This is a genomic window from Massilia sp. HP4 (genome assembly GCF_005222695.1).
Classification (GTDB): domain Bacteria; phylum Pseudomonadota; class Gammaproteobacteria; order Burkholderiales; family Burkholderiaceae_D; genus Telluria.
The window spans coordinates 83,963-108,634 of the sequence record NZ_STGG01000047.1; the positions used below are offsets into that span (position 1 = coordinate 83,963).

27 protein-coding genes, 1 tRNA gene, 1 pseudogene and 1 riboswitch are annotated in these 24,672 nt (G+C 63.8%); of the genes and pseudogenes, 18 read left to right on the top strand and 11 right to left on the bottom strand.

Annotated elements, in window-relative coordinates; genetic code table 11:
* Positions 1–88 precede the first annotated feature (88 nt).
* The 5 genes from E8M83_RS17320 to E8M83_RS17340 all read left to right on the top strand — a co-directional run bounded on the left by E8M83_RS17320 (position 89) and on the right by E8M83_RS17340 (position 3,139).
* A complete protein-coding gene (locus tag E8M83_RS17320) occupies positions 89–1,090 on the top strand; it encodes a TraB/GumN family protein (RefSeq protein ID WP_229491620.1) in 1,002 nt (333 codons plus the stop codon).
* A 68-nt stretch (positions 1,091–1,158) separates the two neighbouring features.
* A tRNA-Gly gene (locus E8M83_RS17325) sits at positions 1,159–1,232 on the top strand.
* Between the two features lie 33 nt (positions 1,233–1,265).
* On the top strand, positions 1,266–1,475 hold the full coding sequence (locus E8M83_RS17330; RefSeq protein WP_137174596.1) for a hypothetical protein: 210 nt from the start codon (positions 1,266–1,268) through the stop codon (positions 1,473–1,475).
* A 111-nt stretch (positions 1,476–1,586) separates the two neighbouring features.
* Positions 1,587–2,474 carry an aldo/keto reductase gene (locus tag E8M83_RS17335; protein WP_229491622.1) on the top strand — a complete coding sequence of 296 codons (888 nt, stop codon included), beginning with the start codon at positions 1,587–1,589 and terminating at the stop codon, positions 2,472–2,474.
* Positions 2,471–3,139, top strand: coding sequence for a DUF6064 family protein (locus E8M83_RS17340; RefSeq protein ID WP_137174598.1), 669 nt, complete (start codon positions 2,471–2,473; stop codon positions 3,137–3,139). The genes E8M83_RS17335 and E8M83_RS17340 overlap by 4 nt, the downstream gene beginning before the upstream one ends.
* A gap of 8 nt (positions 3,140–3,147) precedes the next feature.
* On the opposite strand, the gene E8M83_RS17345 is transcribed toward E8M83_RS17340, so the two are convergent.
* On the bottom strand, positions 3,148–3,873 hold the full coding sequence (locus E8M83_RS17345) for a DUF3828 domain-containing protein (protein WP_229491623.1): 726 nt from the start codon (positions 3,871–3,873) through the stop codon (positions 3,148–3,150).
* Positions 3,874–4,121: 248 nt separating this feature from the next.
* Positions 4,122–5,237, bottom strand: coding sequence for a succinylglutamate desuccinylase/aspartoacylase family protein (locus tag E8M83_RS17355; RefSeq protein WP_137174601.1), 1,116 nt, complete (start codon positions 5,235–5,237; stop codon positions 4,122–4,124).
* 173 nt (positions 5,238–5,410) lie between these two features.
* Between E8M83_RS17355 and trmB the strand changes: the two genes are divergently transcribed.
* The 3 genes from trmB to E8M83_RS17370 all read left to right on the top strand — a co-directional run bounded on the left by trmB (position 5,411) and on the right by E8M83_RS17370 (position 8,353).
* The gene (gene trmB, locus E8M83_RS17360) at positions 5,411–6,091 is read left to right on the top strand and encodes a tRNA (guanosine(46)-N7)-methyltransferase TrmB (protein WP_137174602.1); all 681 of its coding nucleotides are present in this window, start codon (positions 5,411–5,413) and stop codon (positions 6,089–6,091) included.
* A gap of 292 nt (positions 6,092–6,383) precedes the next feature.
* The gene (locus E8M83_RS17365) at positions 6,384–7,607 is read left to right on the top strand and encodes a sensor histidine kinase (protein WP_170976849.1); all 1,224 of its coding nucleotides are present in this window, start codon (positions 6,384–6,386) and stop codon (positions 7,605–7,607) included.
* Positions 7,604–8,353, top strand: a complete 750-nt coding sequence (locus E8M83_RS17370; protein WP_137174604.1) for a LytTR family DNA-binding domain-containing protein — start codon at positions 7,604–7,606, stop codon at positions 8,351–8,353. Before E8M83_RS17365 ends, E8M83_RS17370 begins: the two co-directional genes overlap by 4 nt.
* Positions 8,354–8,364: 11 nt before the next feature.
* Here E8M83_RS17370 and recQ read toward each other — a convergent pair whose 3' ends face one another.
* Positions 8,365–10,197: a DNA helicase RecQ gene (gene recQ / locus E8M83_RS17375; RefSeq protein ID WP_137174605.1), complete on the bottom strand. Its 1,833-nt coding sequence runs from the start codon at positions 10,195–10,197 to the stop codon at positions 8,365–8,367.
* A gap of 40 nt (positions 10,198–10,237) precedes the next feature.
* Positions 10,238–11,071, bottom strand: coding sequence for an undecaprenyl-diphosphate phosphatase (locus E8M83_RS17380; RefSeq protein WP_137174606.1), 834 nt, complete (start codon positions 11,069–11,071; stop codon positions 10,238–10,240).
* Positions 11,072–11,307: 236 nt separating this feature from the next.
* Between E8M83_RS17380 and E8M83_RS17385 the strand changes: the two genes are divergently transcribed.
* Positions 11,308–11,715, top strand: a complete 408-nt coding sequence (locus E8M83_RS17385; RefSeq protein ID WP_137174607.1) for a hypothetical protein — start codon at positions 11,308–11,310, stop codon at positions 11,713–11,715.
* A gap of 8 nt (positions 11,716–11,723) precedes the next feature.
* Here E8M83_RS17385 and E8M83_RS17390 read toward each other — a convergent pair whose 3' ends face one another.
* Positions 11,724–11,999 carry a YkgJ family cysteine cluster protein gene (locus E8M83_RS17390; RefSeq protein ID WP_137174608.1) on the bottom strand — a complete coding sequence of 92 codons (276 nt, stop codon included), beginning with the start codon at positions 11,997–11,999 and terminating at the stop codon, positions 11,724–11,726.
* A gap of 195 nt (positions 12,000–12,194) precedes the next feature.
* Here E8M83_RS17390 and E8M83_RS17395 point away from each other — a divergent pair, with 195 nt between their 5' ends.
* The 4 genes from E8M83_RS17395 (at position 12,195) to E8M83_RS17410 (ending at position 15,379) form a co-directional block, all read left to right on the top strand.
* Positions 12,195–12,836 carry a TetR/AcrR family transcriptional regulator gene (locus tag E8M83_RS17395; RefSeq protein WP_137174609.1) on the top strand — a complete coding sequence of 214 codons (642 nt, stop codon included), beginning with the start codon at positions 12,195–12,197 and terminating at the stop codon, positions 12,834–12,836.
* A 161-nt stretch (positions 12,837–12,997) separates the two neighbouring features.
* A complete protein-coding gene (locus tag E8M83_RS17400) occupies positions 12,998–13,651 on the top strand; it encodes a protein-L-isoaspartate O-methyltransferase (RefSeq protein WP_137174610.1) in 654 nt (217 codons plus the stop codon).
* A gap of 8 nt (positions 13,652–13,659) precedes the next feature.
* The gene (locus tag E8M83_RS17405) at positions 13,660–13,983 is read left to right on the top strand and encodes a rhodanese-like domain-containing protein (protein WP_137174611.1); all 324 of its coding nucleotides are present in this window, start codon (positions 13,660–13,662) and stop codon (positions 13,981–13,983) included.
* Positions 13,984–14,020: 37 nt separating this feature from the next.
* Positions 14,021–15,379: a TolC family outer membrane protein gene (locus E8M83_RS17410; RefSeq protein WP_137174612.1), complete on the top strand. Its 1,359-nt coding sequence runs from the start codon at positions 14,021–14,023 to the stop codon at positions 15,377–15,379.
* A 395-nt stretch (positions 15,380–15,774) separates the two neighbouring features.
* Here the strand turns inward: E8M83_RS17410 and E8M83_RS26585 are convergent.
* From E8M83_RS26585 to E8M83_RS17440, 6 genes and pseudogenes are all read right to left on the bottom strand, one after another.
* Positions 15,775–15,960 (bottom strand): annotated as a pseudogene (locus E8M83_RS26585) (methyltransferase domain-containing protein); the annotation flags it as partial.
* Complete coding sequence (locus tag E8M83_RS17420) at positions 15,939–16,325, bottom strand: hypothetical protein (protein ID WP_137174614.1); 387 nt, start codon at positions 16,323–16,325, stop codon at positions 15,939–15,941. The gene E8M83_RS17420 and the pseudogene E8M83_RS26585, both read right to left, overlap by 22 nt.
* Positions 16,326–16,391: 66 nt before the next feature.
* Positions 16,392–17,039 carry a 3,4-dihydroxy-2-butanone-4-phosphate synthase gene (gene ribB, locus E8M83_RS17425; protein ID WP_137174615.1) on the bottom strand — a complete coding sequence of 216 codons (648 nt, stop codon included), beginning with the start codon at positions 17,037–17,039 and terminating at the stop codon, positions 16,392–16,394.
* Positions 17,040–17,141: 102 nt separating this feature from the next.
* A riboswitch (FMN riboswitch) is annotated at positions 17,142–17,293 on the bottom strand.
* A gap of 412 nt (positions 17,294–17,705) precedes the next feature.
* Complete coding sequence (gloA, locus tag E8M83_RS17430; RefSeq protein ID WP_137174616.1) at positions 17,706–18,119, bottom strand: lactoylglutathione lyase; 414 nt, start codon at positions 18,117–18,119, stop codon at positions 17,706–17,708.
* Between the two features lie 113 nt (positions 18,120–18,232).
* The gene (locus E8M83_RS17435) at positions 18,233–18,664 is read right to left on the bottom strand and encodes an OsmC family protein (RefSeq protein WP_123067820.1); all 432 of its coding nucleotides are present in this window, start codon (positions 18,662–18,664) and stop codon (positions 18,233–18,235) included.
* Positions 18,665–18,667: 3 nt separating this feature from the next.
* The gene (locus E8M83_RS17440; RefSeq protein WP_137174617.1) at positions 18,668–18,988 is read right to left on the bottom strand and encodes a hypothetical protein; all 321 of its coding nucleotides are present in this window, start codon (positions 18,986–18,988) and stop codon (positions 18,668–18,670) included.
* Positions 18,989–19,132: 144 nt separating this feature from the next.
* Here E8M83_RS17440 and E8M83_RS17445 point away from each other — a divergent pair, with 144 nt between their 5' ends.
* The 5 genes from E8M83_RS17445 to hemH all read left to right on the top strand — a co-directional run bounded on the left by E8M83_RS17445 (position 19,133) and on the right by hemH (position 24,613).
* Positions 19,133–20,041: a DUF3667 domain-containing protein gene (locus E8M83_RS17445; RefSeq protein WP_137174618.1), complete on the top strand. Its 909-nt coding sequence runs from the start codon at positions 19,133–19,135 to the stop codon at positions 20,039–20,041.
* 129 nt (positions 20,042–20,170) lie between these two features.
* The gene (locus E8M83_RS17450; RefSeq protein WP_137174619.1) at positions 20,171–21,073 is read left to right on the top strand and encodes an NAD kinase; all 903 of its coding nucleotides are present in this window, start codon (positions 20,171–20,173) and stop codon (positions 21,071–21,073) included.
* Positions 21,074–21,139: 66 nt separating this feature from the next.
* The gene (gene recN / locus E8M83_RS17455; RefSeq protein ID WP_137174620.1) at positions 21,140–22,804 is read left to right on the top strand and encodes a DNA repair protein RecN; all 1,665 of its coding nucleotides are present in this window, start codon (positions 21,140–21,142) and stop codon (positions 22,802–22,804) included.
* 140 nt (positions 22,805–22,944) lie between these two features.
* Complete coding sequence (locus E8M83_RS17460) at positions 22,945–23,373, top strand: organic hydroperoxide resistance protein (protein WP_137174621.1); 429 nt, start codon at positions 22,945–22,947, stop codon at positions 23,371–23,373.
* A gap of 136 nt (positions 23,374–23,509) precedes the next feature.
* Positions 23,510–24,613 (top strand): ferrochelatase, encoded by a 1,104-nt coding sequence (hemH, locus tag E8M83_RS17465; RefSeq protein WP_137174622.1) that lies wholly within the window; start codon positions 23,510–23,512, stop codon positions 24,611–24,613.
* Positions 24,614–24,672 lie beyond the last annotated feature (59 nt).

Below are 24,672 nucleotides of genomic sequence, written 5' to 3' on the forward strand. Positions count from 1 at the left end.
TCGAGGGCGTCGTTGACGTAATATCTGGCGGTCTCCATCACCGGATCTCTTCATGAGCAAATTGGTCGTACCCGTTTTCTGCATATGCATGCTGGCCGCTCCCGCATGGGCGCAATCGGAGGACGTGGCCGTTCCGGCGCAGGCCGCCGCCGATGTTGTCGACACGGCTGCCGCCGCCGGACCTGCGCCGGAGCAGATTCACGTCGTGGCCCAGCGTCCCGGTCCTGGCTTGTGGAAGGTGTCGAAAGGCGAACACGTCTTGTGGGTGTTCGGCATGTACGGGCCAGTGCCGAAGGACATGCAGTGGCGCTCGCACGAAGTCGAGAACGTCATCCGCAATTCGCAGGAATACCTGTCGGCACCCAGCGCCTCGGCGAACCCGGGCTTCTTCAAGTCGATCACGCTGCTGCCGAGCCTGATCGGCGTGCGCAAGAATCCGGATGGCGCCACCCTGCGCGACGTGATGCCGGCCGAAGACTATGCGCGCTGGAGCACGCTCAAGGCGAAGTACCTGCCCGAGAACGACGACGTCGAACGCGAACGTCCGATCTTCGCGGCCCAGGTGCTGTCGAATGCCGCGCGCAAGCAGGCAGGCCTGATCGACAGCCATGTGCTGCGCAAGCAGGTGGTCGAGCTGGTCAAGAAGGCAAAGCTGAAAGAGACCTCGTCCACCTTTGAGCTACCAATGGACAATGCGCGCGCAGTGCTGAAGAACTTCAAGAAGTCGACCCTTGGCGATGCGGCGTGCCTGGCGCGGACGATGGCCACGCTGGAACAGGACATCGAGGCCGCCAGCCAGCGCGCCAATGCCTGGGCCAAGGGCGACCTGGATGCGATGCGCAAGCTGGACTTCACCACGCGCGAGGAAGCCTGCTTCGGCGCCCTGATGAACAGCGCGGCATTCGATGCCGAGCCTGAATTCAAGAACATGAAAGCGCGCGCCGAGGCGATGTGGATCGCCTCGGCCGAGAGGGCGCTCGAGGCTAACGCGTCGACCTTCGCCATGCTGAGGGTCGACGAAATCTTCGATCCGAAAGGGGTTATTGCGGCGCTGGCGGCGAAAGGGTATACAGTCGAACAGCCGGATTGATCCGAGGCAGGCGCGGGAGGGGCGGAAAATTGTCAAACCGTCCCAAACGCGCGTAGAATGCTGGCAACGCGGGTGTAGTTCAATGGTAGAACGGCAGCTTCCCAAGCTTCATACGAGGGTTCGATTCCCTTCACCCGCTCCACACGATCACGTCGTATCCGCCGACGCTCATGAAATGATCTCCAGGACAGCATTCAAGGACCGCGCACTGCTGCTGCTGGCAGGCCTCGTCGCAGCAGGCGCAGCATGGGCGTTCTGGCGCTATCTTGGCGCCAACGCATTCGTCGTGCTGACGACCATCACCCTGATCGCACTCTGGCTCGACAACCGACGCTTGCGCCGTCAGCTGGGAACCAAGCCGCTGTTAGGGCCGGAACAGCGCTAACGGCAGCGCCATCTCATCGTTGGACGCAGTATCCTGTCGATTCCTTCACTCAGCCATGCGAGAACGAGGATGACACTGGACTCACCTTCACGCCGACGCCTGCTGCAAACGATGCTTGCCGCATCCGGCAGCCTGTCCCTGCCATCGCTGCACGCCGCGCCAGCAGCGGCGCCGCTGCTCACCCGCCCGATCCCCTCGTCCGGCGAACAGATCCCCGTCATCGGCCTGGGCAGCTGGATCACCTTCAACGTCGGCCGCGACCCGCAGGCGAGAGCCGAGTGCGCCGACGTCATGCGCCAGTTCTTCGCTGGCGGCGGCCGGTTGATCGACTCTTCCCCGATGTACGGCTCGGCCCAGGACGTGATCGGCGAAGCGGTGCAGGCCATCAAGCCGCCGCGCCTCTTCTCGGCCGACAAGGTCTGGATCAGCGGCGGCGCGCGCGGTCCGGGCCAGATAGAAACTTCGCGCAAGCTGTGGCGAGTACCGCGCTTCGACCTGCTGCAGGTGCATAACCTGCTGTCATGGGAAGAGCATCTCAAGACCCTGCAGGCCATGAAGAAGGAAGGGCGGCTGCGCTACGTCGGCATCACGACGTCGGAAGGTCGGCGCCATGGCGAGATCGAGAAGATCATGGCCTCGCACCCGATCGACTTCGTGCAGATCTCATACAACGCCCTCGATCGCGAGGTGGAACAGCGCATCCTGCCGCTGGCGCGCGAGCGCCGCATCGGCGTGATCGTCAACCGGCCGTTTCGCCAGGGCGACCTGACGCAGGCGCTGGCCGGCAAGCCGCTGCCCGGCTGGGGCGCGGAGATCGGCTGCACCACCTGGGCCCAGGCGCTGCTGAAGTTCATCGTCTCGCATCCCGCCGTCACCTGCGCGATCCCTGCCACGTCCAGCGTGGCCCATGTGCGCGAAAACCTGTTGGCCGGCGCCGGCCGGATGCCCGACGACGCCCTGCGCAAGCGCATCGCCCAGGATGCCGAGAGGCTGGCATGAGCGAGTGGTGGACCTACAGGCTGTCGGACTTCCTGATGTTCTCGCAGCGCAGCTACTACCGAATGATCGCCCTGTACAACGAGGCGGTGTGGCCCGCGCATCTGCTGGCACTGGCCGCCGGCCTTGTCGTTATAGGCTGCGTCGCGCTTCCCGGACCCCGCACGCGCCGTATCGCGCTGCTGGTGCTGACCGCGGCCTGGGCCTGGGCCGCCTGGGCCTACCACTGGCAGCGCTATGCGGACATCAACACCGCCGGGCCCTGGTTCGCGCTCGTATTCGGCGTGCAGGCACTGCTGCTGTGCTTCATGGCCCTGCGCCCGCACGGCGCCGCGCCGGCCCGCATGCAGAAGCACGTAGCGCTGGGCCTCACTGGCCTGGCGGTTATCGGATATCCGCTGCTGGCATTGGGCAGTGGCCGCGGCTGGAGCCAGGCCGAGGTATTCGGCATCGCCCCCGATCCGACGGCTGTTGCGACGCTGGGTGTGCTGCTGGCATGCCGCGCGCATCCGATCGCCTGGCTGATGCCGCTGGCCTGGTGCGCCGTCAGCGGCGCGACCTTGATGGAACTGCGGGTCGGTTATGCGTGGTTGCTGCCGACGTTTGCCATTCTTGCGGTGGCGGCTGGATTACTCTCCAGGCACTCGAAGCATTCGGCAGCGCATTGAGACGCGGGTTAGTTGCCGCTGCGAGGCAGCTTACGCGCGAGCAGCTGCTTGAGGGAGGCACCGGACATTCCAGGATAGCGGATGTCACCGATTCGCCAGCCTTCCTGGCTTTTGGCCAATCGGTATTCCAGCCTCACTTTTTCGCCGCTGGAAGGGGAGGTGAATTCGACAGCAACCATATCGTTGGGCGCTGAACGGATCGATAAATCGATAGCGGCCGGGTCCTGTGAAGCGAAGATCGGATCGAAGTCGAGGTTGCAAATCTCTCCAGATGCAGTAGCGCATTGACGGTCTTTGAGTAGCAGAGAAGCCAGTTCCTTGTCAAAGTATCGACGAAGGGTGGCGCCTTCTTGCTGCGTCAGCGGCTTACCAAAGGTATTGTTCGAGTTCGACAGTACCTGCCATGCAAAGGCCTTGTATAGGCTGCCGACAATGGCGATTTGCTCATCGGATGCTCGTGGCGCCGCAGGGCTTGAAGCCACGAAAAAGACGGCTAGCGCAATCGCTCCGAGTACGCGATTAAGGGCGGTAGACAGCATACTCAGGCCTTTCCCTGCGATAGTTAGGACCCGCCCAGAAGTCTCGCTGGGCGAAATCGGATATCCACTTTTGACCGTCGAATCCAGCGATATGACCAGCTGGATTTCCATCTCGATACGGTTGGATAACCACGATATCGCCTCTTTGAAACCTGAACCGCTCTGGATCAGATACCGCGATCGAACGGAATCCATTTCTCGTCAGGACAGGACCCCAGTCCTTTGCTCTGAGCGGATGGCCTGCTGTATTGGCGCCACCGGCTTCGAGTGCGAGTCGAACATAACGAGCGCATCTGCCTAGACTTTGACCTTCTGCATGCGTTCGCAAGTGCGATGCGAACTTCTCGACATCGAAAGACATGATATTGGCGTGTCGTTGGAAACACGTCCAATTATTGTTTTTCAGCTGACGACTGCATTGCGCCTTCGCAATTATCCCGGTCTTAGCTCGACAACAGATTCCCAGACCTGAACGAATCCGCCCCCGCCACTTTGCAAACGTGCATCCCGCGCAGCAGATGCCGATGCGCCGTGCTGGCAAACAGCAGGCCTGCACGGCTGGCCGAGACGGTAGTCACCTGGCCGCTGACCGGATTGACGATATCCGCGATCGGCTCGCCAGCCGCGACCTGCTCGCCCAGCTTCTTGCGAAACACCAGCACCCCCGCATGCGGCGCCGACAAGGGTTCGACCGCGTCCAGCGGCGTCGGGCCACATTGCGCCGTGGGCAGGGGATTGACCGGGATGTCGAGCACGCCCGCATGCGCCAGGTACTGCACGATGGCGTCGGCATCCTGCTGCGCATAGTCGTAGTTCACATCGTTCTCGCCGCGCAGTTCGACGGTGACGGCGGCGCAGGCGGGCGGGATGGCGGCGTCCGTGAAATGGTCGGCCAGGTCCCACCACACCCGGCTGCAGGCTTCGTCGAAGGCTTCGCCGCCCGATTCCTTCGCCACCAGCAGCACGCGCGCGCCCATCAGGTCGGCCAGCGGCTGGATCGCGTCGACCAGCGGGGTGCCGGTGTACATGTGCAGCACCGCCTCGTTATCGCAGTGCAGGTCGAGCACGATGTCGGCGTCGATCGCCATCGTCAACAGGAGTTTCTTGAGCGTGGCGGCATTGTCCGCCGGTTCCCAGGCCGCCACCTCGTTGCGGGCCAATTCGCGGATCAGCGCCACGTTGCTTGCTGCGTCCGCGCCCAGCCGGCCTTCGAGCGCCGTCTTGAGCGCGGCGGCGACGTGGCGGTAGGAGCGGTTGAAGTTCAGGCCGGTGGACAGGTCGTAGCGGCCGAACGGTGCGCCATGCAGCACCTGGGACAGGCCGAGCGGGTTGGCGGCCGGCACCAGGATGATCTCTCCCTTGATCCGGCCCTCGGCATCGAGCCTGTCGAGCTGCCCGCGCAGCAGGTGCGCCACCAGCATCGCCGGCACCTCGTCGGCGTGGATCGCGGCCTGGATGTACACCTTCTTGCCGCTGCCGGGCGCGCCGTAGTGGAACGAGGTCAGGTTCAGGGTGGCGACACTGTCTTCGATGGCGATCGGGTGTTTCGTCGAGTGCATGGCAAGGGGCTCCGGCGTTGCAGGGGGAAGACACCGATTATGCGCGATTCCGCCTTGCCGCCACGCACGGCCGGACGTGGAGGAGGGCTGCGCTATAATGACAGCCGTTTTTTTGCGCATACTCCACACTCCCCATGTCTTCTGAAAAGCCCACCAGCGGTCCTGCACGCTCCATGCTGTATGACCCCACCGAACACCGCATCCGCAGTTTCGTCACGCGCGCAGGGCGGCTGTCGACCGCGCAGGCGCGGGCCTTCGAGGAGCATGGTCCGCAATTCCTGATCGAGTACAAGAAGGAGCCACTCGACCTGGTGCAGGCCTTTGGCCGCCAGGCGCCGGTCGTCCTGGAAATCGGCTTCGGCATGGGCGACACCACGGCCCATATCGCGAAACTGATGCCCGAGAAGGACTTCCTGGGCGTCGAGGTGCACACGCCGGGCGTGGGGAGCCTCCTCAAGCAGATCGGCGAGCAGGGCATCGCCAACCTGCGCCTGGTGCAGCACGATGTGTTCGAGGTGCTGAACCACATGATCGCCGATGGCTCGCTGCACGGCGTGCACGTGTTCTTCCCCGATCCGTGGCACAAGGCGCGCCACAACAAGCGCCGCCTGATCCAGCCGGAGTTCGTCAAGCTGCTGTGCCGGAAGATCGCGCCGGGCGGCTACCTGCATCTGGCGACCGACTGGGAAGATTATGCGGTGCAGATGCTCGAGGTGTTGAGCGCCGAGCCGGAACTGGCCAATACCGCCGAGGGCTACGCCCCGCAACCCGCATACCGTCCCCTGACCAAGTTCGAGAACCGCGGCATCAAGCTGGGTCACGGCGTGTGGGACCTGGTCTTCACCCGCAAGTAAGAGCCTATCCCGGTAGGTGGGGGGAAGCTCATGACGATGCATGGCGGGCGTGAGCAAGGCGCGAGGAGGCCGCATGGCGAGCCATGCAACGACGAGCAACGCAGCGCACGCTTGCCAGGCGCGTCAGGAGCGACTCCCACCTACCGGGATAGGCTCTAAGTGTCAATCCGGGGGCGAATCGTCGTTCGTTCCCCCGTCTTCGTCGTTCGTCGCCACCCGCTGTCCCGGGCTGCCGGAAATCCTCAGACTGTACTCGTTGATATACATTGTCGATGACAACAAGGAGAACGGTATGTGGAAACGAATTGCAGCGTATTACCGCGAGTGCGACGCAGAGCAGCTCGCGGTGCTCAAGAACCCAGCCCTGGCCGCGCATGCGCCGGCCGGATGGCGGCGCTTCATCGCCTGCAAGCTGGCCGAGATGTCGCCGCAGGAGCGCGAGGAGCTGCACCGCTTCTCCAGCACCGTCCGCACTTCCACGGTACTGCTTGCGATTCTCAAGCTGCTCGTCGTGCTGTCGGTACTTGGGTTCCTGATCAACCTCGCCTTCCTGCCGGCCAAGCCGTGGTGGGAAACGGTCGTTATCGCCAACGCGATCGGGATTGCGATGTCCTTCTCGCTGTTCGGCGTCTGGTTCAACTACGGCAAGATCGTACGTGCCAAGGGCAAGGCGCTGGTTACCATCGTCGGCCTGGGCTTGCTGGGTGGGTTGTTCGGCGCCATGACCGCCATGTTCGAGAAGGGCGACCAGTGGACGGTCCTGCTGGATAAACTGCCCAAGGTCGTCGTTATCGTGACACTGGTCGTGACGGCGCTGGTGGCGATACCGACCATCGTGGTGGCCGTGCTGCGCAACCGCCATTATCAGCTCCAGGCCGAACAGCTCAAGCGCGATGCCGAACAGGAGCGCCTGGCGCGCGAACTGAGCGAAACCCAATTGCGCCTGCTGCGCGCCCAGATCGAACCGCACTTCCTGTTCAATACCCTGGGCGCGGTGCAGCAGCTGGCCGAGCAGGGCGCCCAAGGTGCGGCAAGGGCAGCCGAACTCACGTCCCACTTGATCGACTTCCTGCGCGCCAGCATGAGCGATATGCGCTGCGAGCAGGTGGCATTGGCGACCGAATTCGGCCTGGTCGACTCCTACCTGCGTGTGATGCAGATCCGGATGGGCGATCGCCTGCGCTACCGTGTCGACCTGCCGGAGGCGCTGGCCGCTACCCAGGTGCCCAGCATGCTCGTGCTCACCCTGGCCGAGAACGCGATCAAGCATGGCATCGAACCGTCCCTGCATGGCGGCGAAATCGTCGTCACGGCCCAGGACGACGAGGGAACGATCCGGATCGGGGTGCGCGACAGCGGCGTCGGCATGAGCGATACGCCGGGCGCCGGCACCGGCCTGGAAAACGTGCGCCACCGCCTGCGCCTGGCCTACGGCGAGGGCGCCTGCCTGTTGCTCTCTGAAGCCGAACCCGGCCTGCTGGCCGAAATTGCCATCCCTTGCAAGGAGCCGAAATGAGCATCACCGTGCTGGTCGCCGAAGACGAACCCCTGATGCGCGAGCGCCTGCTCGGCATGCTGGCCACGGCCTGGCCCGAGGCGCAGGTCGTGGCCGCGCCCGAGAACGGCATCGACGCCTGGGATGCCTGGCTCGAACACGAGCCGCAAGTGGTCTTTCTCGATATCCGCATGCCGGGCATGTCGGGCCTGGAAGTGGCCGAGCGCATCGGCCGCCGCTCGCACGTGGTGTTCGTCACGGCCTACGACCAGTATGCGGTCGACGCCTTCGACACCGGCGCGGTCGACTACCTGCTCAAACCCATCCAGCCGGGCCGCCTGGACAAGGCGCTGGTGCGCCTGCGCGAAAAACTGGATGCCCGCCCGGACGACGTCAGCGAGGTCGTCAAGCAGGTGCAGGAGGCTTCGCCCGAACCCAGGCGCGAAAAGCTGAAGTGGCTGAAAGCCAGCGTCGGCAAGCAGATCCGCCTGATCGACGTGCAGGAGGTGTTGTTCTTCCAGGCCGACACCAAGTACACGCGGGTGGTGCTGGCCGACTCCGAAGCCCTGGTGCGCATTCCCTTGAAAGACCTGGTGGGCGGGCTCGATCCCGGCCTGTTCTGGCAGATCCACCGCGGCACCCTGGTGAATGTGAATGCGATCAAGGCGGCCGAACGGATCGACGCCGAACGGATGCAGGTGCTGCTGCGCGGCAGCGACGAAGTGCTGCCGGTCAGCCGCAGTTTTACTTACCTGTTCCGCGAGTAGACCGACGGCGCCTACGTCATCTCATTGATGATGGCGACGATCTCGTCGCCGTAAGAGACCAGCTTTTTCTCGCCGACACCCGACACGCCACGCAGCTGGTCGATCGAGGTCGGCTTGACCTTGGCGATTTCGCGCAGGGTCGCATCCTGGAACACGACATAGGCCGGCACGCCGTGTTCGCGCGCGGTGCCCATGCGCCAGGAGCGCAGGCGGTCGAAGATGCCCTGTTCGTCGCGCGACAATTCGGTCTCTTCGTAGCTCGAGCGCGAGGTGGATGGGCGCTTGGCCTTGACCGGCTTCTGGTACTGGCGCAGCTGCACCTTCTGCTCGCCCTTGAGCACCGGACGCGCGGCGTCGGTGAGTTTCAGTGAGCTGAAAGCGTCATGGTCGACCGTGACCAGGCCCAGGGCGATCGCTTGGCGCAAGATCGCGCGCCACTCCTGTTCGCTGCGGTCGGCGCCGACACCATACACGGTGAGCTTGTCATGGTGCCACTGGCTGATGCGTTCGGTCTGGGCGCCGCGCAGCACGTCGATCACGTGGCCGCCGGCGAAGCGCTGGTCGACCCGGTAGATGGTCGACAGCAGCTTTTGCACCGGCACCGAACCGTCGAAGCTGACCGGCGGCACCAGGCAGGTGTCGCAGTTGCCGCAGGGGCCGGAGCGCTCGCCGAAGTAGTCGAGCAGGCGCATGCGCCGGCAGGACAAGGTCTCGCACAGGCCCAGCATGGCGTCGAGCTTCATCGACAGTACGCGCTTGAAGGTTTCGTCGGCCTCGGATTCGTCGATCATGCGGCGCTGCAGGACCACGTCTTGCAGGCCGTAGGCCATCCAGGCGCTGGCGGGAGCGCCGTCGCGGCCGGCGCGACCGGTCTCTTGATAGTAACCCTCGATACTCTTGGGCAGGTCGAGGTGGCAGACAAAGCGCACATCGGGCTTGTCGATGCCCATGCCGAAGGCAATGGTGGCGACCATGACGATGTTCTCTTCGCGCAGGAAGCGGGCCTGGTTGGCGGCGCGCACCGTGTGCTCCATGCCGGCGTGATAGGCCATGGCGCGGATGCCGTTCTCGTTCAGGAAGTCGGCCGTCTCTTCGACCTTCTTGCGCGACAGGCAGTAGACGATGCCGGAATCCTGGGCATGCTCGCCGGCGATGAAGTCGAGCAGCTGCTTGCGGCCGTTGGCTTTCTCGACGATCGAATAGCGGATATTGGGCCGGTCGAACGACGAGACGAACTGGCGCGCGCCTTCGAGTTGCAGGCGGTGCGCGATCTCGGCCCGGGTCTGCTGGTCGGCAGTCGCGGTGAGCGCGATGCGCGGCACATTGGGGAAGCGCTCGTGCAGGATCGACAGCCGGATGTACTCGGGCCGGAAATCATGCCCCCATTGCGAGACGCAGTGGGCCTCGTCGATGGCGAACAGCGAGATGCGCGCTGCCTCGAACAGTTCGAGGCAGCGCGGCGTCATCAGGCGCTCGGGCGCCACGTAGACCAGGTCGATCTCGCCGGTACGCACCAGGCGCTCGATGCGCATGGCTTCTTCGAAGGTCTGGGTCGAGTTGAGGAACGCGGCGCGCACGCCGACTTCTTCCAGCGCATCGACCTGGTCTTGCATCAGGGCGATGAGCGGGGAGATAACGACGCCGACGCCGTCGCGCAGCAGGGCGGGGATCTGGTAGCACAGCGACTTGCCGCCGCCGGTCGGCATCAGGACCAGCGCGTCGCCACCGCTGGCCACGTGCTCGACGATCTCTCCCTGCTGCCCGCGGAAGGCGGGATAGCCAAAGACCGTCTCCAGCACGTGGAGAGCGCGCGCGCCGAGGTCGGCGCCGATATCGGGATTCATACTGTCTGTTTCAGTGTTTGGATCAGGGTAAGGCGCTAGTTTACTCCGACCAGTTGACCAAGCCAAAGTGGGCGGTCACCAGCACCAGGATACCGAATACGATACGGTACCAGGCGAAGATCGTGAAGTCGTGCGTGCTGATGTAGCGCAGCAACCAGCGCACGCACATGAAGGCGGCGATGAAGGCCGAGACGAAGCCCAGGCTGAACAGCGGGAAGTCAGCCATCGACAATGCCTCGCGTTCCTTGACCACAGAATACACCGTGGCGCCGAGCATCGTCGGGATGGCCAGGAAGAACGAGAATTCGGTGGCGGCCTTGCGCGACAGGCCGAACAGCATGCCGCCGATGATGGTCGAGCCCGATCGGCTGGTGCCGGGGATCAGGGCGAAGGACTGGGCGAAGCCGACTTTCAGGGCGTCGAGCGCCGTCATCTGGTCGACCGTTTCGACCCGCGGTGGCGTGGTGCGCTGGCGCTGGCGGTGTTCGACCCACAGGATGATGACGCCGCCCACGACCAGGGCGATTGCCACCGGAACCGGGTGGAACAGGAGTTCGGTGATCGTGGCGCTGAACAGCACGCCCATGATCGCGGCCGGCAGGAAGGCGACGACGACATTGCGCGCGAAGCGCTGCTGGAGCGGGTCCGAGCCCAGCCCCGCGAACAGGCGCGTGACGCGCTCGCGGTATTCCCACACGACGGCCAGCACGGCGCCGAGCTGGATCACGATCTTGAACACCGTTTCCCGTACGCCCGTGAAATCGAGCAGCTCGCCCGCAAGAATCAGGTGACCAGTGGAAGAAATCGGGAGGAATTCGGTGAAGCCCTCGACCAGGCCCATGATGATCGCCTTGATGGCGAGCGCAATATCCATGAAATTGTTTCGGTGTGGAAGTGACTAGGAGAAGCCAGAGAGGCATGCCGACTTGGGCTCGAAGCTTACCATGAGCCGGGCCGCCACCGTTGGGCTAACTGAACCGTACGGGCGATTTTTGCCGGCGCCGGCCGGCGCTGGACGGCGTATGGACGTGCGCACGCACAAAAAAGCGCTTGCGAAGAATGTGAAATCGCGTGCTACACTAAAACCATGAGTAATCCTGCACTCACCCAATGAGTCTATTATTGGTCATCGTCCTCGCCGGGTTGTCCTGGCTGGCATTTCATGACTGGCAGTTGCCTAATGCATTACGCTACCGACCCTTCCAGGGCCGGGTCTGGCGTAGTTCCTTCCCTACCGCTTCCCGCAAGGACATCCGCGAATTCCTGTCCGTGTTCGGCGCCGCCTTCTCGTTCGGCGACAGTGAACGGCTGCACCTGCGTCCCGACGACCAGGTGCTGGGCGTGGTGCGCGCCGCCAGGCCGGCGCGCTGGATGCCCGATGCCTCCGACATCGAACCGCTGGCGCGCGCCCTGCGCGAACGCTACGGCTTGCTGCTGGACGATATCTGGCATGATGGCTTGACCGTGGGCGGGCTGTTCCAGCGGGTGCAGCAGGCGCGCGGCAAATCGGCGGTGTAGACGTCGCGTTACGGCGCCGTTGCCCGCTCCAGCTCGGTGAGCCACCGGATCGCCTGCGCGCGCTCGTCGCCGCACATTTCGTGCGACGGTTGCAGGCCGCCGCAGAAGGCCGGTCGTTCCGGCCGTCCAAAGATCTTGCACAGCGCATCCTCTCCCAACTGAATACACCGTACCCCGGCTGGTTTGCCGTTCGGCATGCCGGGAATCGGGCTGGTGATCGAGGGCGCGGTGCAGCAGGCGCCGCATTGTGGCCGGCAGGGGAAAGAGGCGGACATGGACAGCATGGATGCTTGAACGAAGCCCGCCAGTATAACGCGCCTTTCTCGCTACCCAAGCCGCATCGGGCGTATCAAAACAGATGAATCTATGGTCAGTACGATATTTCACGTAATATAGTTTCGGTTATACAACGATTGCTTGACTAGGCGGACAAGCGCGGTCTATATTAATTGTTCCTTAGATAATTTCTGGGCGGGAATATGGACTGCCAACTTGACAGTAAGCCGCGCTGGGAACGTCGCAAGGAAGCGCGTCCCCAGGAGTTACTGGCTTCCGCAATCGAGCTGTTCGTCGAGCGCGGTTTCGCCTCTACCCGTCTTGAAGACGTGGCCCGCCGCGCCGGCGTTTCCAAGGGCACGCTGTACCTGTATTACGCCAACAAGGAAGACCTGTTCAAGGCGGTCGTCCGCCAGACTATCTTGCCGATGATCGGCGATGCCGAAGCGTCGGTGGCCGAGTTCGATGGCCACAGCGCCGAACTGCTGCGCCACGTGATCTTGTCGTGGTGGCGCCGCATCGGAGCGACCAAGGCTTCCGGCATCAGCAAACTGATCCTCGCCGAAGCCGACAATTTCCCCGAACTGGCGCGTTTTTATCAGCAGGAAGTCATGACACGCGGTATCGTCATGATCTCGAACATGCTAGAGCGCGGTATCCGCCGCGGCGAATTCCGCGTGATCGATGTACCACAAACGGCGCAGGTGCTGATTGCGCCATTGATGATGCTGTCGACCTGGAAGCACACCATTGCCCCCTGCGAGCGCTGCGACCTGCAGCCCGAAGCCTTCCTCGAAGCCTTCCTCGACATCACCCTGCACGGCCTGGTTCCCGCAACCCGCTAGGTGTCCAATCACGCCAGGGACGGATTTCTGGCGTTCATCCCCCTCAAACTGCAGACTGTCGCAATTTTCCGCTGGCCTGGCCGTGCATCGTTAAGATGTGCGTCCAGAGAGCATTGTGCGATTAGAATATCGGATTGTTTATTTTTCCACCGAGAACTGAAATGAATATCGAACAAGCCCGTTTCAACATGATCGAACAGCAAATCCGTCCGTGGAACGTACTGGATGAAGACGTGCTGGCCATGCTGCACGTGGTCAAGCGCGAACAATTCGTGCCGAAGGCGTACGAAAACCTGGCCTTTGCGGACGTCGAGATCCCGCTGCCGGGCGGCGAGGCGATGCTCAATCCGAAGGTCGAAGCGCGCATCGTGCAAGAGATCGCGGTAAAGAACCATGAAAACGTGCTCGAGATCGGCACCGGCTCCGGCTACATGACCGCGCTGCTGGCGCGCACTGCGCGCCACGTGACCAGCGTCGAGATCCAGCCCGAGAGCGTGACCCTGGCCAAGGAAAACCTGGCAAGGGCCGGCGTGATCAACGTCAGCGTGGAAGAAGGCAATGGCGCCCAGGGCTGGTCGACCGGCACCGAATATGACGTGATCGTGGTGTCGGGCGGCCTGCCGGTGCTGCCGGAAGCACTGGTCAAGCAGCTGAAGGTGGGCGGTCGCATGATCGCGATCCTGGGCGAAGCGCCGGCGATGAGCTGCCAGCTGATCACCCGCACCTCGGAAACGGCGCACGATGCGGTCAAGGTGTTCGAGACCCTGGCCAAGCCGCTGACCGGCGCCGAAGCGCCGTCGCGCTTCACCTTCTGAGGGCGACGATGCGACAGATGACCGCTCCCGAGTTGGCCGCCTGGCTGGCCGACCCGGCGCGCGAGCAGCCGCTGCTGCTCGACGTGCGCGAGGACTGGGAATTCGAGACCTGCAAGATCGCAGGCTCGACCCAGATCCCGATGCACCTGATTCCGGTCCGCGTGAGCGAGATCGACGACGACAGGGAGGTGGTGTGCATTTGCCACCACGGCGCGCGCAGCATGCAGGTGGCCGCCTTCCTGGAGCGAAATGGGTTCAGTAACGTAACGAATTTAACGGGCGGGGTACACGCCTGGGCCGTACAGGTCGATCCGTCGATGCCGAAGTATTGACCTGATCCTCAACTAGATGACTCCTGTGGAGATAGCAATGCAGAAACCCCTACTTGCCGTGCTGCTTGCCAGCGCCGGCTTCTCGCTCAACGCCGGTGCTGCCGACCTGATCCAGGTTTACCAGCAGGCGCTGGCCAACGATGCGACGTATGCGAGCGCGCGCGCCTCGCTGTCCGCGGGCCGCGAGCGGATCACACAGGGGCGTGCCGGCCTGCTCCCGACCGTGGGTCTCAGTGGGGGCATCAGCAAGAACGACAATGAGTTCGACCCGTGGAATATCGGCCAGGTCGGCACCTTGCCGAACGGCCAGCCGGGCATCATCGATGGCAGCGGCTCCAACCTGCGCACCAACGAATACACCTTGTCGCTGCAGCAGCCGCTGTACCGCTGGGATCGCTGGCAGACCTACCAGCAGAGCAAGCTGCAGCAGGCGATCGCCGAGGCGCAGTTCGCCCAGGCCCAGCAAGACCTGATCACCCGCGTGGCGACGGCCTATTTCGACGTGCTGGCGGCGCAAGACAAGCTGGAATCGACCCGCGCCCAGAAGGAAGCGACCACCGAACAGCTGGCGTCGGCCAAGCGCAACTTCGAGGTCGGCACCCAGACCATCACCGACACCCACGAGGCGCAGGCCGCATACGACCTGGTGCTGGCGCAGGAATTCGCCGCCGTCAACGACCTGGACAACAAGCGCAACACGCTGCAGACGATCATCGGCACCGCGCCGGGCAACCTGGCCTCGCTCAAGCCGGGCGTGACCCTGGCGGTGCCGCAGCCGGCCTCGGTTGACCCATGGGTCTCGTCGGCCGAGAACCAGAACTACGGCGTGACCGTCGGCCAGTTGCAGGTCGAATTCGCCATGCGCGACATCTCGCGCAACCGCGCCGGCCACCTGCCGACCGTCGACCTGGTGGCCAGCTCGACCCGCCGCGACGTCAACGGCCGCACCGGCAGTTCGGGCGACACCAGGAACAATGCGATCGGCGTGCAGTGGAGCGTGCCGATCTTCAGCGGCTACGCCGTGACCAGCCGGGTGCGCGAAGCGATCGCGCTGGAAGACAAGGCCCGCAACGACCTGGAAGCGACCCGCCGCAACGCGGCCCTGCAGGCGCGCCAATCGTTCCTGGGCGTGAACAGCGGCCTGGCCCAGGTCAAGGCGCTGGAAGCGGCCGAAGTGTCGAGCCAGTCGGCGCTGGAATCGAACAAGCTGGGTTACCAGGTCGGCGTGCGCATCAATATCGACGTGCTGAACGCCCAGCGCCAGCTGTACCAGACCCGCACCGACCTGTCGCGTGCGCGGTATGACGTCGTCATCAACGGCCTGCGCCTGAAGGCGGCCGCCGGTTCGCTGCGCGAGGCGGACCTGGTGCCGGTGAACAGCCTGCTGGGCGAGTAAACGCAGGCACGCCGTTCGGCGTGCACACCGCATGCGCGGCCACTCGGGTGGCGCGCAAGGGGCCGGGTCGTTATCCGGCCTTGTTTTTGACGGCAACGATCGAATACGCCGGCGATCCGGTTGAGTATCGGAATCGCACACAGAATTCGGTCGAGCACGAGCAGTAGCGGAGTGAACTTGCTGTAGACCTTGCGCAAGGCCATCGGCATGCCGGTTAGATTCTTGGGGACCAGATTGGCGCGTTTCAAGCGGGTTACCGTGAAACCGGCACCGGCCAGGATCGCGACAATCTCGGCCTCGGCATAGCGCCGGGGATGTGCATAGCCGAGCTTGAAGCGGCGTACGACGGCCTCTTGCCAGGCTGCCTTCTGCGGTAATTGGTAGATCAGAAATTTGCCATTCGGGCTCAGGACCCGTGCAATCTCGTCCAATGATTTGCTCTCGTTGCCAGGTGTACCGCTGCATTCGTCGACATGTTCCAGCACGCCGCAGCTCATGACGGCATCGAAGCACGCATCAGGAAATGGCAGGTTGGTAGGATGGGTCGAACGCACCACCTTCAGTTCCGAGCACAGGGGCATGTCGGGCGGGGGGTGTCCTCGGGGCCGATGTCGAACGAAGTGACGGCGAGGCCGCGATTCTTGAGCAGCCAGGTCATCTGGCCATATCCGCAGCCCCAGTCGAGCGTGCGCCCTGGAGCATTCTGCCCTTCAGGCAACGCCAAGCCCGAGAGATTGGCCGCGACGTCCTCGGCGATGCGGATATAGTTCAGCAAATTGATGCGCTGATCCAGATGCGGCAGAAATATGCCAGCGCGCGCCATTGCAGAAGAGTTCTGTTCGAGGAACTGCAGGTCGGAGGCCCTTGGCCGATAGATCACGCGTGCTTCATCCATGTCGATAACAGTGGGCGCCAGTTTAACAGTTCGCCATGACAGGATTTCCACCTAATATCACTTCGGCCCGGATGTGCGGCACATGGCTTCACATCCGGTAATAGCGGTCCAGGCAGTTTACAGCGCGCGTGCGCGGCGCCATTGGATCAGTTCGGCGATGGTGAGGATCGGGAAAGCACGCTCTTCGGCGAACTGTTCGATTTGCTCGCCGCGCATCATGGTGCCGTCCGGGTTCATCAGCTCGCACAGCACGGCGGCCGGCTGCAGGCTGGCCAGCTTGGCCAGGTCGACCGAGCCTTCGGTATGACCGGCGCGCGCCAGCACGCCGCCCGGCGTGGCGCGCAGCGGGAACACGTGGCCGGGACGCACCAGGTCGTGCGGCTGGGCATTGCGCGCGATCGCGGCCTGGATGGTCGACACGCGGTCGGCGGCGGACACGCCGGTGGTCACGCCATGGCGAGCTTCGATCGAGACCGTGAACGGGGTGCCGTAACGGCTGCCGTTTTCCGGCGCCATCGGCGGCAGCTCGAGCGCGCGCACCTTGTCGTCGGACAGGCACAGGCAGACGATGCCGCTGCATTCGCGGATCATCAGGGCCATGGTTTCGACGCTCAGTTTCTCGGCGGCGACGATCAGGTCGGCCTCGTTCTCGCGGTCGAAGTCGTCGAGCAGGATGACCGGGATACCGGCGCGCATGGCGGCCAGGGCGGCGGCGATACGGCCTTCCAGGTCGTTGCTGTGAAGGGTGTAGGTAGGGACTAGCATGTGAAACGCTCCTCGCAGTGGTTGGCGAAAAACGCATCAGGGCAAAGCGAAACCGCGCACCTGTTCAGCCGCGAAGACGCGGGCGATCAGGCGCATGACAGCGCACATCTTCTTTCATCCGGACTATACCGTCGGCCCTGGCTTCTCACCAGGTCTGCTGACCCTGCTCATTGGAACCTGAACAGGCGCTCGCGGGCTCGACCTGTGAAGGTCATACCGCCGGTGGGGAATCGCACCCCGCCCCGAAGACGTAATTGAATTGTGGTGCACTGCTCAACAGCAGGCGGGGGTGATTGTAGCAGTGGTGTGTGGAGTTTGCTGGGAGGCGGTCGAATCCCCCGCCGCTACAACTGTCAGTCTTGCCGGGTGTCCCATTGCCAGATCGACTGTCCGTAGGAGGAGTCGACCGCTGGAAATTCCATATATACATCTGTGCGGGGCGGTATTTCTCCATTATCTGAAATTACATTCTGCAATACACGAGGCGATGGTCGCCTCGCTCAGGACCGCGCCTTTGTCGATCTTAAAAGAACAGGTCTTGTCAGTGATGCCTGCAGGCATGACGGTCGTCAAGCTGTCGGCGGGATATGTGCAATGGGTACGGAGAAATGAAAATGGCGCGGCGCCCGTGAAGGCGCCGCGCCATTGCCCTCAGACAGCCAGTGTTTAGTTGCTCAATCCACCGCCGCCAGCATGGTCTGCACGTTCGATCAGCTCGACCTTGTAGCCATCGGGATCGGTGATGAAGGCGATCACGGTGGTGCCGCCCTTGACCGGGCCCGGTTCGCGGGTAATGTTGCCCCCGGTCGCGCGCACCTGGTCGCAGGTGGCGTAGATGTCGTCGGCCGAGATGGCGATGTGGCCGTAGGCCGAGCCCATGTCGTAGCTGTCGGTGCCCCAGTTATAGGTCAGTTCGAGCTCGGCGTGGTCCGGGTTGCTGCCGTAGCCGAGGAAGGCCAGGCTGTACTTGTACTCCGGGTTGTCGCTGGTGCGCAGCAGTTTCATGCCCAGCACCTTGGTGTAGAAGTCGATGGAACGTTGCAGGTCGCCGACCCTCAACATGGTATGCAGGATGCGCATTGGGTTGTCCTTATGTGTTCCGGGAAAACCGCATTCTATGCGTTTGACAGCTTCCTTGCCGAAGCCGGGAAAGCGGACGCGCCGCGGATCGCCCAGGTCCGCGGCGCAGCCGATCAGTTCTCGAGCTTCGCGTCGAGCGTGATCTTGGCGTTCAGCAGTTTGGAGACCGGGCAGTTTTCCTTGGCCGTGGTGGCCGCCTTGTCGAAGGCTTCCTGGCTGGCGCCCGGGATCTTTGCCACCAGCTCGAGGTGCACGGCCGTGATCGAGAAGCCGCCCTCGACTTTTTCCATCGACACCGTCGCCTTGGTGCGCAGTTCGTCGGCGGTCAGGCCGGCCTGGCCCAGCTGGCCCGACAGCGCCATCGTGAAGCAGCCGGCGTGGGCCGCACCGATCAGCTCTTCGGGATTGGTGCCCGGCGCGTCTTCGAAGCGGGTGTTGAAGCCATAGGGCTGGTCCTTGAGGGCGCCGCTGCCGGTCGAGACCTGGCCCTTGCCGTCCTTGATGCCGCCGCTCCAGACGGCGCTGCCGTCGCGTTTGATCGTCATGGTTTATTTCCTTTCGCTGTCGTTGTCTTCGGGTGCGGGCTCGGCGTCGTGGTCGCGCATGTCGCGATGACGGTCGGGCTGCGGCTGGGCCTGGCCACTGGCGCCCGGCGCGGGGTCGACCGCTTCCGAGATGCCGGGCGTGTTGCGCGAATCGGTGTCGACCAGGCCTTGTTCGAGGTCTTTGGCCGCCTGTTTCATGACGCCACGAGGCTCCTGGTCTTGCGCGTCCGGCGTTTCGTCGCGTTCGTGCGGCTGGCGTTTGACGCCATCGTTGCTCATCGGTTCCTTGGTATTGACGAACCGGTCCTTGGATTCTGTCACCATGGTGCTCTCCTTTGCATTTTCGTCATCATTATCCTAACTGCCTGCCGATGAACGGGTCGCGCAATTGAACCTCGTAATTTGATGATGCTTTTTTGCAATTACATGGATAAGATGAGTGCTTGACCGTATTGACGGAAAAGCACGATGAGTACAGATTCCCTGATCCACCATGCCAGCGTCGCCTGCAAGAACTGCGGCGCCGATACGCAAGGCAATTTCTGCCAGCATTGCGGGCAGGCGACCCATCTGCATGTGCCGAGTGCGCGCGAATTCCTGCACGAATTCATCGCTCACTACGTGGCGCTGGAAGGCAAGCTGTGGAAAACGCTGGCCCTGCTGATCGCCAAGCCTGGCGTGCTGACCTGCGAATACATCCAGGGCCGCCGCGTACGCTATCTCGAGCCGCTGCGCGTGTACCTGACCTTCAGCATCATCTTCTTTGCACTGTTCAAGATTAGCGGCGTCGACGTGGCGCGCTTCGACGAACCGTCGCCCGCGCTGACCGCCGCGGTGGCCGAAGGGCGCGTCAAGGAGACGGTGCTGGGCCCGGCCATGGGGGCGAACGCCGCCGAGTATGAAAGAGTCCTGGCCATGCTCGACAAGAAGGCCGGCAATGTGCATCCGGTGTTGCGAGAGCGGGTCGCGCGCTTCCTGTCGCTGTCGCCGCAGGCCCAGAAGGCGGCCCTCAAGCAGGCTTTCTACAGTTACACGCCGTACGCGATCTTCGCCATGATGCCGCTGTTCGCGCTGTACCTGAAGATCCTGTACCTGGGCAGCGGGCGCCGCTACGGAGAGCACTTCCTGTTCGCGCTGCACGTGAATGCCTTCGCCTTCCTGATGCTGTCGGTGATGATCCTGGTGCCGGAGACCTGGAAATTCATTACCTTCGCATTGCTGTTATGGCTGGTGTTCTACCTGCCGATCGCGATGCGCCGGGTCTACGAGAGCGGCTGGTTCGGCACTGTCGTCCGGTGGGTGGTACTGATCTTTGCCCACATCGTGACCCTGGCCTCGGCCGTATTGACCGTGATGGGCATGGTCCTGATGGGCTGAACTTGCAGGGCAGGGGTGGCGCCCGCTATACTGTTCATCTATACAGTAATGGCAGAGCGCCGTATGGCAGCCGCAGGGATTATCGGTTAATCTCCAGCGTACCCTTAACCTCATAGTGCAGAGACCGTCATGCCCGCTTCGCCCCAAACGCAACAGATCATCGCGCTCGTGGTGCGGCACAATACGGCAGGCGTCGAAGAGCCGGTCGGCCGCATCCGCGATTTCCTGCAAGAGGCGGGCTACCGGGTGGTGTTCGAGGCCGATACCGCGGCCAACCTGCAATTGGCCGACATCGATTCGATGACCGTGGCCGAGATCGGCGTCCAGGCCAGGATCGGCATCGTGGTCGGCGGCGACGGCACCATGCTGGGCATTGCGCGCCAGCTGGCCGCGTACGACATCGCCCTGGTCGGCATCAACCTTGGCCGGCTCGGCTTTATCACCGACATCCCGCTCGACGACATGCTGCCTGCGCTCAGCGAGATCCTGCAGGGCCGCTCGCGCGCCGAAGAGCGCACGCTGCTCGAGGCGCGCGTGATGCGCGGCGGCGAGCAGATCTTCTGCAGCGTGGCCGTCAACGACGTGGTCGTGGCGCGCGGCACCGGCGCCGGCATGGTCGAACTCAAGCTGTCCGTCGACGGTCAATTCATGTACAACCAGCGTTCGGACGGCCTGATCGTGTCCACGCCCACCGGCTCCACGGCGTATGCGCTGTCGGCCGGCGGCCCGCTGCTGCACCCAAGGATGAAGGGCACGGTGCTGGTGCCGATCGCGCCGCACGCGCTGTCGAACCGGCCGATCGTGGTGCCCGACGACAGCGAGATCGTGGTCGAGCTGGTGACGGGACGCGACATCAGCGTGAACTTCGACATGCAGACCTTCACCAGCCTGCAGCTGGGCGACCAGATCGTCATCTCGCGCTCGCCGCACACGATCACCTTCCTGCATCCGCTCGACTGGAGCTACTACCACACGCTGCGCCAGAAGCTGCACTGGAACGAATACCCCACCAACGACGGCCGGCTCAAATAAGCAACGGCCATCCGTCGCCCGACTTGTTCGCCACAGAATCGCCAATCACCGGAGACCCGATTTTTCATGCTGCGCACACTGACCATCCGCGACTTCGTCATCGTCGACGCCATCGAACTGGAGTTCTCGAACGGCTTTTCGGTGTTCACCGGCGAGACCGGCGCCGGCAAGTCGATCCTGATCGATGCGCTGCAACTGGCGCTGGGCGGGCGCGGCGACGCCAGCATGGTGCGCGAAGGCGCGGCCAGGGCCGACATCACCGCCGATTTTGCGCCGAACGACGCAGGGATGGCCTGGCTGGCGCAGCATGAATTCAGCGTCGACGAGGGCGGGGCGCTGCTACGCCGCGTGATCGACAACGCCGGCCGCTCCAAGGCCTATATCAATGGCGTGGCTGCCACCGCGGCCCAGTTGCGCGAGCTGGGCGAGCTGCTGGTCGACATCCACGGCCAGCATGCCCACCAGTCGCTGCTCAAGCCGGACGCCCAGCGCGCGCTGCTCGACAACCAGATCGCGGTGCGCGATCCGCAGGCACGCAGCGAGGCGCAAGAAGTCTCGCAAGCCTGGCGCGCCTGGCGCGCGCTGGTGCGCCAGCGCGAGGAATACGAGACCAATGCCAAGAACGTGCTGATCGAGCGCGAGCGCCTCGAGTGGCAGGTGAGCGAGCTCGATAAACTGGCGCCCAAGCTTGGTGAATGGGTCGAGATCAGCAACGAGCACAGCCGCCTGTCGCATGCCGCCAGCCTGCTCGAAGGCGCGCAGGAAGCCCTGGCGGCGATCTCCGAGTCCGAGCATCCGATCCTGTCGCAGCTGTCCTCGCTCAACGCCAAGCTCGGCAAGCTGGTCGACGTCGACGCGCAACTGCAGTCGGTGCTCGACTGCATGGAGCCGGCCCGCATCCAGCTGCAAGAGGCGGTGTCCGAGCTGAACAACTATATCGACAAGGTCGAGCTCGACCCTGGTCGCCTGCGCGAAGTCGACGCCCGCATGGACGCCCTGCACAGCGCCGCGCGCAAATACCGCGTCACGCCCGAAGAACTGCCCGAGGAACACGCGCAACTGGCCACCAAGCTGCGCCAGCTGGCCGATGCCACCGATATCGAGGGCCTGCGCAAGCAGGAAGAAAAAGCCAGGGGTGGCTACATGGAAGTGGCCGGCCGCTTATCAAGCCGGCGCGTCAAGGCGGCGGCCGAACTCGGCACCCAAGTGACGGCCGCGATGCAAGAGTTGAGCATGAGCGGCGGCAGCTTCGCCATCGGTCTCAATAACGGCGAACCCGGTGCGCATGGCCTGGAGCAGGTGGAATTTTTGGTTGCCGGCCATGCCGGCGTGGCGCCGCGTCCGCTGGCCAAGGTGGCCTCGGGCGGTGAGCTGGCGCGGATCTCGCTGGCGATCTCGGTGATCACCTCGAATGCGAGCACGGTGCCGACCCTGATCTTCGACGAGGTCGATACCGGCATCGGCGGCGGCGTGGCCGAGGTGGTGGGGCGCCTGTTGAAGCGCCTGGGCCAGCAACGGCAGGTACTGTGCGTGACCCACTTGCCGCAGGTGGCGAGCCAGGCCAACCAGCACTTCCAGGTGGCCAAGGGCACGACGGGCGAGGGCCGTACCGTCTCGCGCATCGACGTGCTCGACAGCCGCGCGCGGGTCGAAGAGGTGGCGCGCATGCTGGGCGGGATCGAGATCACCGAGACCACGCGCAAGCATGCGCGGGAGTTGCTCGCTTCGTGAAACACCGTGGTGACGGTCATGGCAGGCTTCTATTCAATTAGTCGTCATGCCCGCTTCTTGATTCTGTGGCAGAGTGATGTTCGACCTGCAGCCTGCTCGCTGCAGCATCGCCCACCAACCCAACCACGAAAGGAATTCGCATGAGCATCGAAAAAGTCCTCTACCGCGCCCAAGCCACCTCGCAAGGCGGCCGTGAAGGCTCGTCAAAAAGTTCCGATGGCGTCCTTGACCTGAAACTGAGCACGCCGAAGGAACTGGGCGGCGGTGGCGGCCCGGGCACGAATCCGGAGCAGCTGTTCGCGGCCGGCTATTCGGCCTGCTTCCTGGGCGCCCTCAAGTTCGTGGCCGGCCAGGCCAAGGTCGCGCTGCCGCAAGACCTGACCATCACCGGCGACGTCGGCATCGGCCAGATCCCGACCGGCTTCGGCATCGAAGTCGACCTGACCATCAAGGCCCCCGGCATGGACCAGGCCCAGCTGCAAGAGCTGGTCGACAAGGCCCACATCGTGTGCCCGTACTCGAACGCCACCCGCGGCAATATCGACGTGCGCCTGCACGTGAACACCTGATTCCTGGCAGATAGGACAGTTTCCGTGGCGGCAGCGCCACGGAAGGCGGTGGCGCCACTCCGGCAAAGGGGGGCGCCATCCGATTCGGCGGCAGGCCCCACTTATAATAGATGAGTCCTGTCACGAATCCCTCTCTATGCCATTTCGTAAAGAACCGCCTCATCTCCACGGCACCGTGTCGCACAGCGCGATCGTCCTGGTCAACCTCGGCACGCCGGACGAGCCGACCCGCTCGAGCGTGCGCCGCTACCTGAAGCAGTTCCTGTCAGATCCGCGCGTGGTCGAGATCCCCAGCCGCATCTGGTGGTTCATCCTGAACCTGTTCATCCTGCCGTTCCGCTCCGGCCAGTCGGCCGCCAAATACCGCACCATCTGGACCCGCGACGGCTCGCCGCTGCGCATCCATACCGCCCAGCAGGCATCGAAGCTGCACGCCGTACTGGCCGAACGCGGCCACGAAGACGTCAAGGTCGTCATGGCCATGCGCTATGGATCGCCGTCCCTGCCCGACGTGCTCGACGGGCTCAAGCAAAACGGCTGCGACCGCATCGTCGTGCTGCCCGCCTACCCGCAGTATTCCGGCACCACCACCGCCTCGATCTGGGACGCGGTCTTCCAGCACTACGGCCAGGTGCGTAACGTGCCCGAGCTGCGCCTGGTGAAGCACTACCACGACCACGAAGGCTATATCCATGCGCTGCGCGACAATGTGCTGGCGTATTGGGACGCCCACGGCCGCGGCCAGAAGCTGGTGATGAGCTTCCACGGCACGCCCAAGCGCACCCTCGAGCTGGGCGACCCGTATTTCTGCGAGTGCCAGAAGACCGGACGCCTGCTGGCGCAAGCCCTCGAGCTGGGCCCGGACGACTACCTGGTCACTTTCCAGTCGCGCTTCGGCAAGGCCGAATGGCTGCAACCCTACACGGCGCCGACGGTGCAGCAGCTGGCCCAGGCCGGGGTCGAGCGCATCGACGTCATCTGTCCGGGCTTCACCAGCGACTGCCTCGAAACGCTCGAAGAGATCTCGATGGAAGTGCGGCATGATTTCGAAAGCAACGGCGGCAAGGATTTCCACTACATCCCCTGCCTGAACGCCTCGCCCGCATGGATCCGCGGCATGGCCGAGATCGCCGAGCAGCACCTGATCGGCTGGTCGACCATCCAGACCCCGGCCCAGCGCGAAGCGCAACGCCTCGACGCCGAACTCGGCGCCCAGAACGCGGCGCGCCTGGGCGCCTGAAACCGCTTGCCGGCCCCATGCCGGCATTTTTTCGACCAGCGCTTGCTTATTGACAACCT